Here is a 17,166-nt window from a genome sequence, read left to right on the forward strand (position 1 = left end):
CCGACGTCAGTCGACCGAGCCGAGGGCCGCGACGGCCTCGACGCTCGTCGGACCTGCCGTTCCAGGTTCGGCCTTGACCCCGCCCTCGGTCTCGAGGTGGCTGGAGACCGAGAGGAGGAAGTCGACCACGGCTCGGCGCGAGGCCGGGGGTACCTTCTCGGCGAGCTCGCGCAGCGCTCGGTGCATGCCTGTCATGCGGGCGTGCAGCTCGTCGTGCGCGTGCTGGGTCGCGGTGATCACCAGCCCGCGGCGGTCTGTCGGGTGGGGGTGGCGCTCGAGGAAGTCCGAGGCGGACAGCCTGTCGAGCAGCTTGGTGGTCGACGCGCTCGAGATACCGAGGAACTTGGACAGCGCGCGCGGGGTCGCGTGCTCTCCGTTGCTCGTCGAGATGACCACGTACTGGAGGGCCTGCATGTCGGTCTCGTTCATGCCCATGTCGGCGCTCATGCGACGACGCATCCCCTGGTCGCTCTGGCGGAAACGCCTCAGCGCGTGCAGGATCTCGACCACAGAGTCACTGTTGTCGTACCAGTACCCGGGGCCGTCGTCGGTTTGCTCCGATGGGGTCACACCATTATGTTACCTTGAGAAGTAAGTAGTTTGGCTAGCGAACGCTTGACCGACCGACCGAACAGGTCCTCGCAGACACCAGGAGGTCACCCGTGACGACAGCCACGTCCGACCAGGGTTCAGCCCCAGCCCAGGCCACCGACGCCGCCCCCGCCGACGACCACGTGATCCTCCTCGCCGAGGACGGCAGCCGCATCGGGCACACGCCCCGCGCCACGGTCCACGGTCTCGACACCCCCTTGCACCTCGCCTTCTCGTGCTACCTGCTCCGTGAGGACGGTCAGGTCCTGCTCACCCGCCGCGCGCTCGCCAAGCGCACGTGGCCAGGGGTGTGGACCAACTCCTTCTGCGGGCACCCGCGGTTCGGCGAGGAGATGACCGACGCGATCCGCCGTCACGCCGCGCACGAGCTCGGCCTCGAGGTGTCCGGCATCGAGATGGTGCTCCCCGACTTCCGCTACCGCGCGGTCGACGCGTCGGGCGTCGTCGAGAACGAGATCTGCCCGGTCTTCTTCGCCACGACCACCCAGGACTGCGAGCCGAACCCCGACGAGGTCATGGACCTCGCGTGGACGAGCATGCAGGACCTCGGGACGGCCATCACCGCGACCCCGTGGGCCTTCAGCCCGTGGATGGTCAGCCAGCTCAACCAGCTCGGCGAGATCGACCTCGGGGCGGAGCGTCGATGACCAGCACGACGGACCACCCGCACCCGGGTGGTCCGCACCCGGCGGGGGACACCCTGGCGGCCGGACCTGCCCCGACCTCGCGGCCTGACGCCGCGACGGCGCAGGACGGGCAGGGTGCTGCGCCCCAGAGCGTCACCGTCGACAGCGTGCTCGACGAGTTCTTCGACGACGCGATCAGCCACGCCGACGCCTACGGCCCGGACTACACGGCGCTGTGGCACAGCCTGCGCTCCGCCTCCGAGGGCGGCAAGCGCCTGCGCCCGCTGCTGCTCACCGGCGTGTACGACCAGCTCGGAGGATCTGACCCGGCTCTGGCTGCGACCATCGGTGCCGCGGTCGAGCTGCTGCACACCGCCTTCGTCGTGCACGACGACGTGATCGACCATGACGTGGTCCGTCGCGGGCGGCTCAACGTGTCAGGGACCTTCGCCCAGCGTGCCCGCACCGAGGGCGCCGACGAGGCGCGCGCCGAGAACCTCGGCGCCGCCGCAGGCATCCTCGCCGGAGACCTCGCGCTCACCGGCGCGCACAGGCTCGTCGCCTTCAGCGCGGCGCCGTCGGGCACCCGCCGCGACCTCGTCAGGCTCTTCGACCACGCCGTGTACGTGACGGCCGCCGGAGAGCTCTCGGACGTCCGCTACAGCCTCGACCTGGCACCTGTCGGGCTCGCCGACATCGTCGCGATGGCTGCCCACAAGACCGCCGTGTACTCCTTCGAGCTGCCGCTCCAGGCCGGCGCTGTCCTCGCGGGTGCCGACCTACGCACGATCGACTGGCTCAGCCACGTCGGGCGGCTGCTCGGCACGGCCTTCCAGCTGCTCGACGACCTCGACGGCGTGTTCGGCGACGAGCAGACAACGGGCAAGAGCGCGCTGACCGACCTGCGCGAGGGCAAGCTCACGCCGCTCATGGCCCACGCCCGCCAGACCGACGCGTGGCCGACCATCAGCCGTTTTGTCGGCGACGCCGACCTCACCCACGACGGGGTCGACGCCGTCCGTGAGGCCCTCGAGGCAGCCGGCTCGAAGACCTTCATCGAAGACTTCGCCGCCGAGCACCTCGCCTCGGCGCGCCGGCTCGCCGACGAGATCTCCCTGCCCGACGGTTTCACGGGCTGGTTCGAGTCCGTCACGCGCGACCTCGCGCGCCGAGCAGCGTGACGGGGGACCGGCCCGTGACACGGGAGAACCAGCCCGCAGGTCGCCGCGGCGAGGAGCCGCAGGAGCTCCGCGACCCGCGCTACGACGCCGTCGCGCAGGCGAGCGCTGCGGTGGTCATCGAGGGCTACTCGACCTCCTTCGGGTGGGCGAGCCGCCTCCTGCACCGCCCGGTGCGCGGTCACGTCCGCAACATCTACGCGCTCGTGCGCCTCGCCGACGAGATCGTCGACGGTCCGCTCGCGGCGCTCGACCCTGCCCGCAGCACCCGGCAGCTCGACGACCTCGAGCGCGAGACCTACGAGGCGATGGAGACGGGGTACAGCACCAACCTCGTCGTGCACGCCTTCGCGATCACCGCGCGGCGCTTCGGTCTGGACCGCGACCACGTGCGGGCCTTCTTCGCCTCGATGCGCACAGACCTGACCCGCTCGGTCCACACGCCGGAGTCTCTCGACGAGTACATCTACGGCTCGGCCGAGGTGGTCGGCCTCATGTGCCTCGACGTGTTCCTCGGGGCCGAGGGGCGGACCGACGTCGCCGATCTCACCCCGGGTGCCCGGAGCCTCGGCGCGGCCTTCCAGAAGATCAACTTCTTGCGGGACCTCGCGGCCGACCACGACGACCTCGGTCGTACGTACTTCCCCGGGCTCGACCTCACGGCCTTCTCGGACGCGGACCGTGACCTGCTCGTCGCCGACGTGCAGGCCGACCTCGACCGAGCCGCTACGGTGATCCCACGGCTCCCGTCGAACAGCCGGACCGCGGTCTCCGCGGCCCACGGCCTGTTCTCCGAGCTCAACCGTCGCGTCGCGGCAGTCCCTGCCGCGGAGCTGCTGCGCACACGCGTCCGCGTCCCGGCGCCGACCAAGGCCCGCATCCTCGCGGCCGCACTGAGAAGAGGATCGATCGCATGAGCAAGGTCGTCGTCATCGGCGCTGGGATCGCAGGGCTGGCGACCGCCGGTCTCTTCGCGCGGGACGGGCACGAGGTGACGGTCCTCGAGAAGAACGACGTCGTCGGCGGCCGGACAGGGTCGTGGGAGAAAGACGGCTTCAGGTTCGACACCGGACCGTCCTGGTACCTCATGCCCGAGGTCTTCGACCACTACTTCAGGCTGCTCGGGACGAGCGCCGCGGAGCAGCTCGACCTCACGGTGCTCGACCCCGGGTACAGGGTGTTCGCCGAGGGTGCCGACGCGCCTGTCGACGTCAGCCCTGACCTAGAGACGAACGTCGCGACCTTCGAGTCGATCGAGCCCGGGGCCGGGGAACAGCTGCGCCGGTACCTCGCGTCGGCGCGCCGGACCTACGACATCGCCGTCGAGACCTTCCTCTACACGTCCTTCCAGTCGAAGCTCGTGCTCGCCCGGCGTGACGTCGTCGCGCGAGCCGGACAGCTCGTCTCGTTGCTGCTGCGCCCGCTCGAGGGCTTCGTCGCCAAGTCGTTCAGGCACCGCACGCTCCGCCAGATCCTCGGCTACCCGGCAGTGTTCCTCGGGTCCTCGCCCGACCGCGCACCGAGCATGTACCACCTGATGAGCCACCTGGACCTCGCCGACGGCGTGCAGTACCCGCAGGGCGGCTTCACCACGATCATCACGGCGATCGAGCGCCTCGCCCGGGCCGAGGGTGTCGAGGTGCGGACCGGTGCACGGGTCACCGAGATCGTCACGGGGCCGCTCGGGACCGCGGTCTCGGGCCGCCGCCGCACGGCTGGGTGGCGTCGGCGTGCTGCCGTGACCGGGGTCCGGTACACCCTCGCCGACGGCTCGGTCGAGACGATCGACGCCGACGTCGTGGTGAGCGGAGCCGACGTGCACCACACCGAGACCACGCTCCTTCCGCCCGAGCTGCAGACCTACCCGCAGCGGTGGTGGGACTCGCGCGAGTCCGGCCCGGGCGCCGTGCTGGTCTACCTCGGCGTCGAGGGCGAGCTGCCTCAGCTCGCGCACCACTCGCTGTTCTTCACGGCCGACTGGCAGAAGAACTTCGACGACATCTTCGGCGAGCACACAGCCGTCCCCGACCCTGCGTCGATCTACGTGTGCCGCCCGTCGGCGACCGACACGACCGTCGCGCCCGCAGGCTCCGAGAACCTCTTCTTCCTCGTGCCCGTCCCGCCGGACCCCACGATCGGCCGGGGCGGCGACGACGGCTCGGGTGACCCGCTCGTCGAGAAGGCCGCAGACGCGGCGATCGCCCAGCTCGCCGAGTGGGCGGGCATCCCCGATCTCGCCTCGCGGGTGACCGTCCGGCGCACCGTCGGGCCGGCCGACTTCGTGGCGGACTACAACTCCTGGTCCGGCGGCGCCCTCGGCCCCGCGCACACCTGGAAGCAGAGCGCCTTCCTGCGCGGGAGCAACGCCTCAGCCCTCGTCGACGGGCTGCTCTACGCCGGCGGGACGACCATCCCCGGCATCGGGCTGCCGATGTGCCTCATCTCCGCGGAGATCGCGCTCAAGCGCCTGCGCGGGGACACGTCGACAGGACCGCTGGCGGAACCTCTGTGACGGGCTGGGAGTATCTCGGCGCGCTGCTCCTGTCGCTCGGTGCGATGGTGCTCATGGACTACCGCTGGAAGCTGTTCTTCTGGGCAGACGCGCGGCGCGCCTCGATCGTGCTCGGCGCGGGCATCGTCATGTTCCTGCTGTGGGACGTGTCGGGCATCCTGTCGGGCGTGTTCTACAGGGGTGACAGCCCGGGGATGACAGGCCTCGAGATCGCGCCGGACTTCCCGCCCGAAGAGCTCGTCTTCATCACCTTCCTCTGCTACTGCACGATGGTGCTGTTCGGCATCGTGCGGCGCTTCGTCGTCCGGCCGCGGGCGGAGGTGCGCGGATGAGCTACGCACAGCTGAACCTCGTGTTCCTCGCGGTGGCCGGTGTCGTCGCCGTGGTGCTCGCGCGCCGCGCCGGGGCCGGACCCCGGTGGTGGCAGGCGGTCGCCCTCGTGGTCGTCGTCCTCGCCGTGCTGACGGTCGTCTTCGACTCGCTCATGATCATGGCGGACCTGTTCCGCTACGACGAGGACCTCATGATCGGCCTCGACCTGTGGCTGACACCTGTCGAAGATCTCGCGTGGCCGATCGCCGCAGGGCTCCTGCTGCCGGCACTGTGGACCTGGCTGGGACGGAAGGACGAACGGTGAGCACCCCCACGAGCAGCACCGCACACACCCCGCAGAGCTCGGGCGGTCCTGTCGTCGCCTCGGTGATCGGGTCCTCGCGCCCTATCAGCTGGGTCAACACGGCCTACCCCTTCGCGGCTGCGTACCTCATGAGCGGCGGCGGCATCTCGGCGACCTTCGTCGTGGGGACGCTGTACTTCCTCATCCCGTACAACCTGCTGATGTACGGGATCAACGACGTGTTCGACTACGAGTCGGACCTGCGCAACCCCCGCAAGGGCGGTGTCGAGGGCATCGTGCTCGACCGCCGCATGCACAGGGTGACGCTGTGGTCCGCGGTGCTGAGCAACCTGCCCTTCCTCGTGTTCTTCGTCGCCGCGGCCTTCGCCTGGCCGACCTTCGGCGGGCCTGAGGGGATCAGTCCGGCCGCATGCCTGGTGACTCTCGCGGTGAGCGTCTTCGCCGTCGTCGCGTACTCGGCCCCGGGTCTGCGGTTCAAGGAGCGGCCGGTCCTCGACTCGCTCACGTCGAGCACCCACTTCGTCAGCCCTGCCGTCGTGGGGCTCGTGTACGCAGGCTCGTCCTTCTCGGCGCCTGTGGTCTTCACCCTCGCGGCCTTCTTCCTGTGGGGCGTCGCCTCGCAGGCCTTCGGCGCCGTGCAGGACATCGAGGCAGACCGCGAGGCCGACATCGCGTCGATCGGGACAGTCTTCGGTGCCTCGCGCACGGTGCTCTTCGCGATGGCCGCGTACGCGGCGTCGGCGCTGCTGATGATCGGCGCCGGGTGGCCCGGTGTCCTCGCGGCCGTCGTGCCGGTGATCTACCTCGTGAACATCGCCCCGTTTCGGCGTCTGGCCGACGCAGACTGCGAGCGGGCGAACGCCGGCTGGCGCAGGTTCCTCTGGCTCAACATGGTCTCGGGCTTCCTCGTCACGCAGTTGCTCATCTGGATCGCGCTCCGGTAGACCTGCCCCCATGCCTTCAGCCTCGACCGCCCTGGTCTCCCTCGACCTCCTGGGGACCCTGGCCTTCGCGATCAACGGGGCGATGACCGCGGTCCGCACGGCGCGGCTCGACATCGTCGGCATCGTGACCCTGGGCATGATGACCGCCCTGGGTGGCGGGTTCATCCGTGACATCTTGCTCGACGACCTGCCGCCCACCACCTTCCTCGACGGCCGGTATCTCGCGGTCGCCGCGCTCGGTGGGCTCATCGCCTTCGTGCTCGGGCAGCGGCTCGAGAAGCTCGCGACACCCATCAACGTGCTCGACGCCGCAGGCCTCAGCCTCTTCGCCGTGACGGGCACCCTCAAGGGGCTCGAGTGGGGGCTCGGCGCGACGCAGGCGATCATCCTCGGCGGTGTGACCGCCGTGGGCGGCGGGACGCTGCGCGACGTCATGGTGCGTCAGGTGCCTGCGGTCCTGCACTCGGGCCTCTATGCCGTGCCCGCGCTGATCGCCGCGGGGCTGACCGCCGCCTTCGACGCAGGCGGTCTGCCGTTGCTGCCGTGGACCGTCGTGGCCGCCGCCGTCTGCTTCGCGGTCCGCCTTCTCGGGGTCCGGTACGACCTCCACGCCCCCCGCCCCCGGGACATGAAGAGCCGCGACTGACGCCTGCGGGTTGTCCACACCCATCACCGCCACCGTAGTTGTCCCCAGCCCACCTAGTCGTCTAGACGACAAAAGCCCCATGGGGCAGGATCTGGGCATGACGACACTTTCGGAGGCATGAGATGGCAGTGCAGAGGATCACCGAGACGTGGGACAGCCTGCAGGAAAGGAGGGCCAAGGTCCTCGCTTCGCTCGGCATGTCGCGCGAGGAGCTACGGGCGAGGGTCCGTGTCGGCAGCCTGTCTGGTGCCGAGTGGGCAGCCTTGGAGTCGCTCACAGAGATCGCCTTCCTGCTCGACGACGCAGTCGATGACATCTGACCTCAAGGCCGACTCGGCTCAGCTCGCGACGGAGGTCAACGACCTGATCCGTGCGGTCCTGGGGCACGAGGCGTCGATGACCTCTGTAGACCGGGACGGGAGATTCGCCATCCGGCCCGGAGGGGAGGGGAACGCCCCCGAGCACATTCCTCTTCGCGTGCGTGGTGAGCACCTGGCAGACCTCTCGGTCGCCCTCTTACAGGATGTCGATCAGTCTGGCCGGCGCCTGGTGACGACCAGGACCGAGTTCAAGGTCTACTCGACGCGCGACCGGACGCCGCTCCTCAGGCTGGACTACCGCAGCGACATGACGTCAGACCCAGTCTGTCACTGGCAGTTCCACGCGGAGCGTGGAGCTTTCACCAAGCTGCTGTCGATCGCTGGGGCGGTCCGTCCGCGACGGGTGCCGAGCCCGCACGACCTCTCGATGGTCCACCTCCCCGTCGGAGGGGAGCGATTCCGACCGTGTCTCGAAGACGTCCTCGAGATGCTCGTCCGCGACTGCGGAGTCGATGCGATGGCTGGCTGGGAAGCCGTCCTCGCGTCCGGGCGCGAGCGGTGGCGACTACGCCAGCTCCGGTCGGTCGTCCGCGACCTCCAGGGCGAGGCTGCCGAGGTGCTCGCGGAAGAAGGGTGGGTGACGAGCCCGCCGGGACCGCCGCTCGAGTCTCGGGCGGAGGCGTACAGACGATGGTGAGAGACGGCAGGTACCGGCTGCACGAGCGTGGCGGTCAGGTTCCTGGTCCTGGTAGCGTGACCGGTCCTCATGAACCAACTCCGCACGTACGTCGTCTTCGCCGCGCTCGGTTTCCGGCGCTATTCGGCGTACCGTCTGGCGACCGCGGCCGGGGCCTTCACCAACTCGGTCTTCGGGCTGCTGCGGGCGCCGATCACCATGGCGGTCATCGGAGCCGCGGGTGGTGAGCTCGCAGGGTACGGGGCTCTCGAGGGGGCCACGTACGCCTGGCTGACCCAGGCGGTCCTCACGCCCGTCAACGTGTGGACCTGGAACGAGCTGGCGCTGCGCATCCGCAGCGGGGACATCGCCGTCGACCTCGCGCGGCCTGTCGACCTGCAGATGACCTACCTCGCGGGTGACCTCGGGCGCGCTGCCTTCCAGGTGCTCCCGCGCGGGCTCCCGCCGCTGCTCGTCGGGGCGCTGGTGACGGGGCTGGCTCTGCCCACGACAGTCCTGCCCTACGTCCTGGGCCTGATCGCCCTGGCGCTCGGGGTCTGCGTGTCCTTCGCCTGCCGCTGGCTCGTGAACCTCGCGGCCTTCTGGCTGGTCGAGCTGCGCGGGGTGCTCACGCTGCACATGGTCGCCGTCGGTGCGCTCAGCGGGCTCACGGTGCCCGTGCACTGGTTCCCCGACTGGCTCGCGCGGATCGCCGCGGCCTCGCCCTTCCCCTCGATGGTCCAGGCGCCTGTCGACCTGCTCGCCGGACGGGTGCAGGGCATCGAGGCGCTTGGTGTCATCGGTGTGCAGGTCGCGTGGTTCCTCGGGGTCCTGCTGCTCGGCCGCGTCGTGCTCGCCCGCGGCGTCCGCAGGCTGGTGGTCCAGGGTGGCTGACCTCGCTCCGTACCGCGCGGTCCTGTCCTTGCGCATCCGGTCCCAGCTCGCCTACAGGCGGTCCTTCGCGCTCGACGTCGCCGGCTCTGCGGGGGTCGGTCTCCTCGAGTTCCTCTCGGTGTACGTGATCTTCACGAACGTCACGGAGCTCGGCGGCCTCGACTTCGCCGGTGTCGCGCTCGTCTTCGCCTTCGCCAACCTCGGCTTCTCGCTCGCCGACATCGTGGTCGGGCACGTCGACGCCCTGCCCACGTACCTGCGGTCGGGGACGCTCGACGCCTTCTTGCTCAGACCGTTGTCGGTCCTCGGGCAGCTCGTCACGAGCGACGTGCAGCTGCGCAGGCTCGGACGCTGCGCCGTGGGTGTCGCGATCCTCGCGGTCGCGCTGCCGCAGGCAGGCATCGACTGGGGGTGGGGCGCTGCCCTGCTCGTGGTCGCGATCCCGCTGGTCGGGGCGGTGATCTTCGCGGCGGTCTTCGTCGCGGCCGCGGCGGCCCAGTTCTGGCTCGTCGACGGCGCCGAGTTCACCAACGCCTTCGTCTACGGCGGGTCGAACGCTGCCTCGTACCCCACATCGGTGTTCACCACGCCGTTGCGCGCTGCCGTGACCTTCGTGCTGCCGGCCGCCTTCACCGCATACCTGCCGACCCTGCTGCTGCTCGGCGAGCCAGGACCTGCGTGGACCCCCGCCTGGCTCGGGTGGTTCGCGCCGGTCGCCGCTGTCGTCGCCTGGGTCGTCGCCCTCACCGGCTGGAAGGCCGGGCTCCGCCACTACACAGGGACAGGATCATGACCGAGCCGATCATCGACGTCGTCGGACTCTCGAGAGACTTCACGGTGCGCGCCCCGGCCGGTCGGCTGCGCCGGACGTCCCGCACGGTCCGTGCCGTGCGCGATCTCACGTTCTCCGTCCCCGAGGGCGCAGCCGTCGGGTACATCGGCGCGAACGGGGCAGGCAAGTCGACGACCATCAAGATGCTCACAGGCATCCTCGTCCCGACGGCGGGAACCGCGCGGACCTGCGGCAAGGAACCGCACCGGCAGCGCCGTGAGCTCGCCCGCGAGATCGGCGTCGTCTTCGGTCAGCGCACCCAGCTGTGGTGGGACCTGCCCCTGCACGAGTCCTTCCGCGCGCTGGCCGCCATCCACAGGCTGCCGTCAGACCGCGCGGCGCAGCGGCAGGTCGAGCTCGTCGACAGGCTCGACCTCGGTGAGTTCCTCGACACTCCCGTCCGTCAGCTCTCGCTCGGGCAACGCATCCGCGGAGAGATCGCGGCCGCGCTCCTGCACTCGCCGCGGCTGCTGGTCCTCGACGAGCCGACGATCGGTCTCGACGTGCTGTCCAAGGAGCGCCTGCGCGGGTTCCTCGTCGAAGAGCGTGCCGCGCACGGCACGTCGCTGCTGCTCACCACCCACGACATGGACGACGTGCAGCGACTCACCGAGCGGATCCTCGTCGTGGACCACGGGAAGATGGCTTTCGACGGGACGCTCGCCGGTCTCGTGGACAGGGTCGGTGCGCAGCGGGTCGTGGTGGTGGACCTGCTCGGTGGTGCTCATGGAGCAGGAGCCGAGGTCGGTGGTGGTGCCGGCGGTGCGGGGCAGGCTGGAGCCCGAGCTGCCGGGGTGCCTGACTTGCACGGGATCCCAGGGACCGCGCTCGTGGCGGTCGAGGCGAACGGCCTGCGTCAGCGGCTCGCCTTCACGCCAGGGCTGACGACGGCCGCCGAGGTCATCGCGGCAGTCGCGGCGCGCGCGACCGTTCGCGACGTCGCGATCGAAGAGCCGGACATCGAGGACGTGGTGCGGAGGCTGTACCTGTCGCAGTGACCGGGGATGACCGGGCGGCAGCTGTGCGAAGCGATGCTCCACTAGATCGTAGGAACGTTCTGACGTAGCGTACGGGTATGGGACATGACATGGACGCACTGCTGCGGTCGATCCAGGTGCTGGACGACAGGGTCGCCGCCCTCGAGGCCGAGGCCCGGCAGAGGCACGACGACGGGAGGCCCGGAGAGGGTGTGCCGCCTGCCAGCGGCGCGGGGTCGTCAGCATCACACGACACGTTCTGGGCACTCGACGGCCTGCGTGCTCGGCGGCCCGAGCACCCGTCGACCGAGGACGGCGCCGTGATGCTCTCCGGATCGGTGACACTGCCCGACGGCACACCCGTCGAGTGGCAGCAGGGCGCAGGCAGCGCTGGCCTCCTCGAGGTCGACTGGACCGACAGGGCTGCCGCGTTCGCGGCGCTCGGCCACCCCGTCCGCGTCGAGCTGCTGCGCCACGTGCTGTCCGGGACCAGGGCCACGGCCGACCTCGCCGCGATCGACTCCCTCGGCACGACAGGCCAGCTGCACCACCACCTGCGGCAGCTGCTCACCGCCGGGTGGCTGCGGCAGAGCGGCCGTGGTTCCTACGAGGTCCCGCCGTCGCGCGTCGTGCCCCTCCTGGTCTGCCTCGTGGCGGTCGAGCGATGAGCGTGGCCGTGATGGCGCTGTATCGGGTCCGGACACCCCTGCTGCTCGGGTCGGCGGTGACCATCCTCGCCGGGACCCTCCTGTCGCTCGTCCTGCCCTCGGGGGCTGTGGCCTCGGTGGTCGCCCTGCTGCCACTGGTGGGTCTCGTGGGGATGCTGGCTGCGTTCCTGGTCGCGCTGCCAGCGTCGCGTCACCTCCAGGTGGGGGAGCCGGTCGTCGTGCGCAGCCCTGTCGTGGGACGCTGGGCGGCGCTCAACAGCCCGGCGACCAAGGTGCCGAGCCACGGCGTGCGCGCCTACGGCCAGGCCTACGCGATCGACTTGGTCCACGAGCCTGACGACGGCGCCCGTCCCGAGTTCGGTGCTGGTGCCGCGATGCGCGACGCCACGGAGTACCCAGCCTTCGGGCAGGACGTCCGGGCCATGGTCGACGGTGTCGTCGTCACCGTGCACGATCGTCAGCGCGACCACCGCGCACGCTCGTCCACAGCAGCGGTGGTCTACATGATGGTCGAGGGCATGCTGCGCGAGCTCGGCGGGCCCAGGTTCATCGTCGGCAACCACGTGGTGGTCCGCAGCGACGACGGCGTCTTCGCGCTCGTCGCCCACCTCCAGCGCGGGTCCGTGACCGTGCGCGAGGGCGACCGGGTCCGCGCCGGGCAGCGTGTCGGCTCCTGCGGCAACTCGGGCAACAGCAGCGAGCCGCACGTCCACGCGCAGCTCATGGACCGCCGGTCGGCCTGGACAGGCCAGGGCGTCCCCCTCGCCTTCGCCGATGTGGCGGTCGAGGAAGGAGACCCGGGTGTCGGTCTCCCGGCGGACGGAGAGCGCATGACGGTCGCGCAGCAGGCGCCGTCCCCCGACCGCTGACCGTGCGCCCCACCTGGGGTGGCCGTGCGAGGTGCGCTCAGGGGCACCCTCGTGCTCGCGGCCTGAGGTCTCAGCCCTGGTCGTCGCGCGGTCCTTGGTCCTCGCCCGATCCTCCGTCGGTGCCGGGCCACGGGCGGCGCTGCACCGCGATCCGCCGTTCTCGTGCCAGGCGGTCCCGCTCCACGCTGCGGCGCTGGAGCTGCGTCCCGATCATCGAGCTCCCGGACGCGACACAGAGCAGCCCCAGCACGGCGACGACGAACGGTCCGTCCACGATCAGGTGCAGGGCAGCGACGACGACGCCCGCGGTGAGCAGCGAGGCACCGACCTGCAGCCGTGCTCGCGGTGAGAGCCGGGCGCAGCGTGCTCTCGGTGCCGCCGTGGCTCTCATGGACGTGGTCCCCCGTGGATCCGTGTGCGCTGCGATGTCAGAGGCGACGGGTGCAGCGGTCCTCACACCCGAGTGGTCGTGAGCCGTCGACGTTACCGAAGTCTCCAGGTCGTGTCGCGCGGGACCTGCGAGAGAGCCCGTCCCGGGCGGGAGCGCGCCCACGATCGGCCGCCGCGCCGACGCCCGGGCGCGCGATGTGATGGGATGTCCGTCGACCGCTTCACGAGAGGGACCCGATGGCAAAGCTGTACTTCAGGTACGGGGCGATGAACAGCGGCAAGAGCACGGCTCTGCTGCAGGCTGCGTACAACTACGAGGAGCGTGGCCACCAGGTCCTCCTCGCGAAGCCCGGTATCGACACCAAGGCGGGCCGGGCGATCCAGTCGCGGCTCGGCTTCGACAGGGACGTCGACTTCATGGTGGGGGAGGGGCAGGACGCCTACGCGCTGTTCCAGCAGCACCGCGCGCACGTGCAGACCGAGTCGGGGCGCGACGTCAGCTGCCTGCTCGTCGACGAGTCGCAGTTCCTCTCGGCCGGGCAGGTCAACGACCTGCTGCGCATCGCGACCCTCGATGCGATCCCGGTGATCTGCTACGGCATCCGCACAGACTTCCAGACGGCTGCCTTCCCCGGCAGCCGCCGCCTCCTCGAGATCGCGCACAGCCTCGAAGAGCTCAAGACGATCTGCCGCTGCGGTCGCAAGGCGATCTTCAACGCGCGCTCGGTCGACGGGGTGTTCATCTTCGACGGCGCGCAGGTCGCCATCGACGGGGTCGAGGTCGCCTACGAGTCGCTGTGCGCGGCCTGCTATCTCCGTGAGAGCGGCGGTCACCTCACGCGCTGAGCCGAGCGGGAGGGGCCCGAGAGGCTGGCGACCCCCGCAGCTCGCAGCTCGCAGCCCGCAGCGTGCTGCCGCGGCCCGGTGGTCCGAGGGAGCGCCGACGCGCTGACCAGCACACCGACGACCGACCTTGGCGTGACCCACGTCACAGCCTTACCGTGGGTCCATGTGCCGGAACATCACGACCCTTCGGGGTCTCGAGCCACCGGCGACCGACGAGGAGATCGCGGCCGCCGCCCGCCAGTTCGTCCGCAAGGTCACGGGGGTCCAGTCGCCGAGCACGGCGACCGCGGAACCTCTCGACCGGGCGGTCGACGAGATCGCGGCGATCGTCGCGCGTCTGCTCGACGAGCTGCCTGCCCGCCGACAGCCGCCGACGACAGTCCCGCCCCTGCGCAGACCCGAGGTCCGCGCACGGCTCGACCATCTCCACGAGCACGAGCACGAGCACGAGCACGAGCACGAGCACGAGCACGAGCACGAGCACGAGCACCGGAGCCCTGTCGCGCCCTGAGGCTGCTCGGGTCGGCGACCACGTTCCTGCGACAGGTCAGGTCAGATGAACCTGCGGAGGTTGCGCGGGTGCATCTTCGCGGCGCGCTCGTTGCCCCGCTTGTAGCTGCCGGTCGCCCTGGCCATGAGCAGCTGAGGTTCAGACGTCTCGAGCTCGCTCAGGAACGCGCGGGCGGCGTCGCCGCGAAGGCGCGCCGCAGCGCGTCCGTGGTGGGTGATGACGACGAGCGCATCACCCCGCACGGTGTACTCGAAACCCTCGGCGTCGGCCATCTTCCCAGTGTGCAGGTCTGGCGCGCGCCAGGGCAGTGCCGGACCGGTGTGGCCTGCACCTTCACCCGGTCGGGCGTCACCTGACGAGCATCACCAGCGGTCGTGCACGTGCGCGCGGATCGACGCGTCGTAGATCTCCTCGAAGCGTGCGAGCTGTTCGTCGGTCAGCGGCGGGAGGTCGGCGGCAGCCGCGTTGGACTCCGCCTGTGCGGCGTTGCGCGCGCCCGGGATCACCGTCGTCACGCCGGGCTGGTCCAGGATCCACCGGAGAGCGAGCTGTGACGTGCTGGCCGTCGAACCCTCGGGCAGCAGCGCCGCAACCTCGCGAGCGGCTGCGACACCGACCTCGAAGGGCACCCCGGCGAAGGTCTCGCCGACGTCGAAGGCTGCGCCCGAGCGGTTGAAGGTGCGGTGGTCGTCGGCCGCGAAGGTGGTGGACTCGTCGTACTTGCCCGACAGCAGGCCGCTCGCGAGCGGGACGCGGGCGATGATCGCGACGCCAGCCTCGCGCGCGGCAGGCAGGACCTCTTCGAGAGGCTTGCGGCGGAAGGCGTTGAGGATGATCTGCACGCTCGCGACGTTGGGGTGGGCGATCGCTGTGAGGGCCTCGGCGCAGGTCTCGACAGAGACGCCGTAGGCACGGATGGCACCGTCGGAGACGAGGGTGTCGAGCGCGTCGTAGACGGCGTCGGAGGAGAAGACCTCCGTCGGTGGGCAGTGCAGCTGGACGAGGTCGAGGGTGTCGACGCCCAGGTTGCGGCGGCTGCGGTCGGTCCAGTCGCGGAAGGCGTCGAGGGTGTAGGCGGAGGCGTCGTGCGGGTCGGCACGGCGTCCCATCTTGGTCGCGACGCGGACGTCGTCGACCCCGCGGGCGTCGAGGAAGGACCCGACGAGCCGTTCGCTGCGGCCGTCGCCGTAGACGTCTGCGGTGTCGAAGAACGTCACACCGGCGTGGGCAGCGGCGCCCAGGACACCGTGTGCCGACCCTTCGGTCACCTCGCCCCAGTCACCCCCGAGCTGCCAGCAGCCGAGGCCGACGGGGCTGACAGGGAACGGGAGGCGTGAGGCTGATCGGGTGTCCATCGCCCCAGCCTAGGGGCTGCGCGGCGCCCCGGCCCGGTGCCGCAGCCCGGTGGGGTCCGCAGAGGCGCGCCGGCCGGGGTGACGAGCCCTGTGGTGGCCTGCCGGTGCCGCGTCTTCTGCGTCAGCCGTGGTCTGGGTCTGGCCGGTCCGCCAGGTGCTGCCGCCAGGTCTGGGCCGCCAGCCCGGCGGTCAGGAGCAGCGCTGCGGTCCGCCACACGACTCCCCACGTGCCGTCTCCGTCGACCACCGCCATGACGAGGTTGTAGGTCCAGAACCCTGCGAAGGCTGTGTAGCCCCAGGCCGACGCGAGCTGGCGGTTGCGTCGCGGCTCGGGGGAGCCGTCGAGCAGCTCGAGGGCGTACACCTCGGGGGCGCCGAACTCGTCCCGCGGGTGCGACGCCCCGCTGTCCTGCCAGTGGGCGCGTGCGTCGGCCACGTGCTGGCGCACAGCCGCCCGAGGGAGGTAGTAGCGACCCCGGAGGAGTCCGGCCAGGCGGTCGAACCACGCGTCGGCCGTCAGTGCCGACGAGGCGTCCGCCGGTGGAGGAGGCGGGGTCCGGTTCACGGCCGCGACCACGAGTGCGACGGACGCGGCGAGCGGGACCAGCAGGGGCATCTCGAACAACCGCTCGTGGTCCTTGAGCGAGACTGCTGCGGCTGCCGAGCCGGCGATCCCGACGGCGGCCCCGGCCCACCAGGCCCAACCGCTGCGCACGAGGCCGGCCCGGCGGTCCAGCAACCCCCACAGCACCGCGACCCAGGACAGCAGGACACCGGCGAACAGCACCACGTGCGCGGGACTGACACCGGCCGTCCACCCGGAGGTGACCAGCAGGGTGAGGCAGAGGAAGGTGCCGGCCAGACCGACCGTCAGGAGCAGGTGCGTCATCCGGCTGCGGGGTGTCCCGCCGTCGAGGTCGACGCTCGCCCGCTCGTCGACCGGCACGCGCTCGCGTGCTACCTCGCGGGCATAGGCGTCGGCGTCGCCGAAGAGCTCGGCGGCCGGGCGCCCTGACTCGTGGCAGGCGTCACGCGCGTCGGCGACAGCCTCGTCGGCCACCCCTGCGGGGACCGTGCTGTCCAGACCGAGGCGCAGCAGGAGCCTGTCACCCCACGCCTGGTCGTCGTCGGTGGGCCAGCGGGTGCTCGTCGAGGTCATGAGCGATCTCCTGAGGTGGTCGTGGTCGGCGCAGGGACGACGGTCGCCATGCTCGTCGGCGCAGGTGCGCTGCCTGCGCCAGCTGCGCCAGGTGCTTCAGGCTCCTCGAGCAAGAGCCCGACGGTCTCGGCGAACGGTGCCCAGGCGCCGCGGAGAGAGGCGAGGTGCTTGCGCCCGGCGTCGGTCAGTGTGAAGACCTTCCGCCCAGGTCCACCCTCGCCCTCGCGCCACTGGGCGGTCACGGCCCCGTCGCGCTCGAGCCGGTTGAGGACCGGGTACAGCGCGCCGCCCTTGATCGGGCCGAGGCCCGCTGCCTGCAGCTGCTGCACGACGGCGTAGCCGTGGGCGCTGCCACGCGACAGGGCGGCGAGGGCGCAGGTGCCGAGCAGCCCGCGCAGCCACTCCCCGGTGAGGTCGATGTCGTCCATGCGCTCATCGTGACACGGACTAGTCGAAAAATCCACTAGTGAACTAGACAAGGAACGGGGGCTGTCCCGTCAGCGCGTGCTGCCCC

The 17,166-nt window shown here is 70.8% G+C and carries 23 protein-coding genes; 17 read left to right on the forward strand and 6 right to left on the reverse strand.

Annotated elements, in window-relative coordinates; genetic code table 11:
* Nucleotides 1-6 precede the first annotated feature (6 nt).
* Nucleotides 7-570, reverse strand: a complete 564-nt coding sequence (locus tag ASG53_RS08400; RefSeq protein WP_056131444.1) for a MarR family winged helix-turn-helix transcriptional regulator — start codon at nt 568-570, stop codon at nt 7-9.
* Between the two features lie 92 nt (nt 571-662).
* Here ASG53_RS08400 and idi point away from each other — a divergent pair, with 92 nt between their 5' ends.
* The 15 genes from idi (at nt 663) to ASG53_RS08475 (ending at nt 12,391) form a co-directional block, all read left to right on the forward strand.
* Nucleotides 663-1,259 (forward strand): isopentenyl-diphosphate Delta-isomerase, encoded by a 597-nt coding sequence (gene idi / locus ASG53_RS08405; RefSeq protein ID WP_082543925.1) that lies wholly within the window; start codon nt 663-665, stop codon nt 1,257-1,259.
* Nucleotides 1,256-2,419: a polyprenyl synthetase family protein gene (locus tag ASG53_RS08410; RefSeq protein WP_228087067.1), complete on the forward strand. Its 1,164-nt coding sequence runs from the start codon at nt 1,256-1,258 to the stop codon at nt 2,417-2,419. The genes idi and ASG53_RS08410 overlap by 4 nt, the downstream gene beginning before the upstream one ends.
* Nucleotides 2,420-2,433: 14 nt before the next feature.
* Complete coding sequence (locus ASG53_RS08415; protein WP_056131448.1) at nt 2,434-3,333, forward strand: phytoene/squalene synthase family protein; 900 nt, start codon at nt 2,434-2,436, stop codon at nt 3,331-3,333.
* Nucleotides 3,330-4,928 (forward strand): phytoene desaturase family protein, encoded by a 1,599-nt coding sequence (gene crtI / locus ASG53_RS08420; RefSeq protein ID WP_056131452.1) that lies wholly within the window; start codon nt 3,330-3,332, stop codon nt 4,926-4,928. Before ASG53_RS08415 ends, crtI begins: the two co-directional genes overlap by 4 nt.
* Entirely contained in the window at nt 4,925-5,260 is a 336-nt protein-coding gene (locus ASG53_RS08425) for a lycopene cyclase domain-containing protein (protein WP_082543926.1), read from the forward strand. Before crtI ends, ASG53_RS08425 begins: the two co-directional genes overlap by 4 nt.
* A complete protein-coding gene (locus tag ASG53_RS08430; RefSeq protein WP_056131454.1) occupies nt 5,257-5,565 on the forward strand; it encodes a lycopene cyclase domain-containing protein in 309 nt (102 codons plus the stop codon). The genes ASG53_RS08425 and ASG53_RS08430 overlap by 4 nt, the downstream gene beginning before the upstream one ends.
* A complete protein-coding gene (locus tag ASG53_RS08435) occupies nt 5,562-6,509 on the forward strand; it encodes a prenyltransferase (RefSeq protein ID WP_235533878.1) in 948 nt (315 codons plus the stop codon). The genes ASG53_RS08430 and ASG53_RS08435 overlap by 4 nt, the downstream gene beginning before the upstream one ends.
* 10 nt (nt 6,510-6,519) lie before the next feature.
* Nucleotides 6,520-7,155, forward strand: a complete 636-nt coding sequence (locus ASG53_RS08440; RefSeq protein ID WP_056131456.1) for a trimeric intracellular cation channel family protein — start codon at nt 6,520-6,522, stop codon at nt 7,153-7,155.
* 128 nt (nt 7,156-7,283) lie between these two features.
* Nucleotides 7,284-7,475 (forward strand): hypothetical protein, encoded by a 192-nt coding sequence (locus ASG53_RS08445; RefSeq protein WP_200945480.1) that lies wholly within the window; start codon nt 7,284-7,286, stop codon nt 7,473-7,475.
* Between the two features lie 229 nt (nt 7,476-7,704).
* Nucleotides 7,705-8,172 carry a hypothetical protein gene (locus ASG53_RS08450; RefSeq protein WP_156382722.1) on the forward strand — a complete coding sequence of 156 codons (468 nt, stop codon included), beginning with the start codon at nt 7,705-7,707 and terminating at the stop codon, nt 8,170-8,172.
* 69 nt (nt 8,173-8,241) lie between these two features.
* A complete protein-coding gene (locus ASG53_RS08455; RefSeq protein WP_056131466.1) occupies nt 8,242-9,045 on the forward strand; it encodes an ABC transporter permease in 804 nt (267 codons plus the stop codon).
* Complete coding sequence (locus tag ASG53_RS08460; RefSeq protein ID WP_056131470.1) at nt 9,038-9,838, forward strand: ABC transporter permease; 801 nt, start codon at nt 9,038-9,040, stop codon at nt 9,836-9,838. Before ASG53_RS08455 ends, ASG53_RS08460 begins: the two co-directional genes overlap by 8 nt.
* Nucleotides 9,835-10,875, forward strand: coding sequence for an ABC transporter ATP-binding protein (locus tag ASG53_RS08465; protein ID WP_056131473.1), 1,041 nt, complete (start codon nt 9,835-9,837; stop codon nt 10,873-10,875). Before ASG53_RS08460 ends, ASG53_RS08465 begins: the two co-directional genes overlap by 4 nt.
* 77 nt (nt 10,876-10,952) lie before the next feature.
* Nucleotides 10,953-11,522: an ArsR/SmtB family transcription factor gene (locus ASG53_RS08470; protein ID WP_056131476.1), complete on the forward strand. Its 570-nt coding sequence runs from the start codon at nt 10,953-10,955 to the stop codon at nt 11,520-11,522.
* 11 nt (nt 11,523-11,533) lie between these two features.
* Entirely contained in the window at nt 11,534-12,391 is an 858-nt protein-coding gene (locus ASG53_RS08475; RefSeq protein ID WP_235533879.1) for a M23 family metallopeptidase, read from the forward strand.
* A 70-nt stretch (nt 12,392-12,461) separates the two neighbouring features.
* Here ASG53_RS08475 and ASG53_RS08480 read toward each other — a convergent pair whose 3' ends face one another.
* A complete protein-coding gene (locus ASG53_RS08480) occupies nt 12,462-12,782 on the reverse strand; it encodes a hypothetical protein (RefSeq protein ID WP_056131486.1) in 321 nt (106 codons plus the stop codon).
* A gap of 236 nt (nt 12,783-13,018) precedes the next feature.
* Here ASG53_RS08480 and ASG53_RS08485 point away from each other — a divergent pair, with 236 nt between their 5' ends.
* Nucleotides 13,019-13,627: a thymidine kinase gene (locus ASG53_RS08485; RefSeq protein WP_056131489.1), complete on the forward strand. Its 609-nt coding sequence runs from the start codon at nt 13,019-13,021 to the stop codon at nt 13,625-13,627.
* A gap of 163 nt (nt 13,628-13,790) precedes the next feature.
* Nucleotides 13,791-14,138 (forward strand): DUF2277 domain-containing protein, encoded by a 348-nt coding sequence (locus ASG53_RS08490; protein WP_056131493.1) that lies wholly within the window; start codon nt 13,791-13,793, stop codon nt 14,136-14,138.
* A gap of 41 nt (nt 14,139-14,179) precedes the next feature.
* On the opposite strand, the gene ASG53_RS08495 is transcribed toward ASG53_RS08490, so the two are convergent.
* The 4 genes from ASG53_RS08495 to ASG53_RS08510 form a co-directional block, all read right to left on the reverse strand.
* A complete protein-coding gene (locus tag ASG53_RS08495; protein ID WP_056131496.1) occupies nt 14,180-14,410 on the reverse strand; it encodes a hypothetical protein in 231 nt (76 codons plus the stop codon).
* Nucleotides 14,411-14,500: 90 nt separating this feature from the next.
* Nucleotides 14,501-15,493 carry an aldo/keto reductase gene (locus tag ASG53_RS08500; protein ID WP_056131499.1) on the reverse strand — a complete coding sequence of 331 codons (993 nt, stop codon included), beginning with the start codon at nt 15,491-15,493 and terminating at the stop codon, nt 14,501-14,503.
* A gap of 121 nt (nt 15,494-15,614) precedes the next feature.
* Nucleotides 15,615-16,652 carry a hypothetical protein gene (locus ASG53_RS08505; protein ID WP_056131502.1) on the reverse strand — a complete coding sequence of 346 codons (1,038 nt, stop codon included), beginning with the start codon at nt 16,650-16,652 and terminating at the stop codon, nt 15,615-15,617.
* Entirely contained in the window at nt 16,649-17,080 is a 432-nt protein-coding gene (locus ASG53_RS08510; RefSeq protein WP_082543927.1) for a PadR family transcriptional regulator, read from the reverse strand. Before ASG53_RS08510 ends, ASG53_RS08505 begins: the two co-directional genes overlap by 4 nt.
* Nucleotides 17,081-17,166: the final 86 nt, after the last annotated feature.

Source organism: Sanguibacter sp. Leaf3, assembly GCF_001425965.1.
GTDB classification, from domain to species: domain Bacteria; phylum Actinomycetota; class Actinomycetes; order Actinomycetales; family Cellulomonadaceae; genus Sanguibacter; species Sanguibacter inulinus.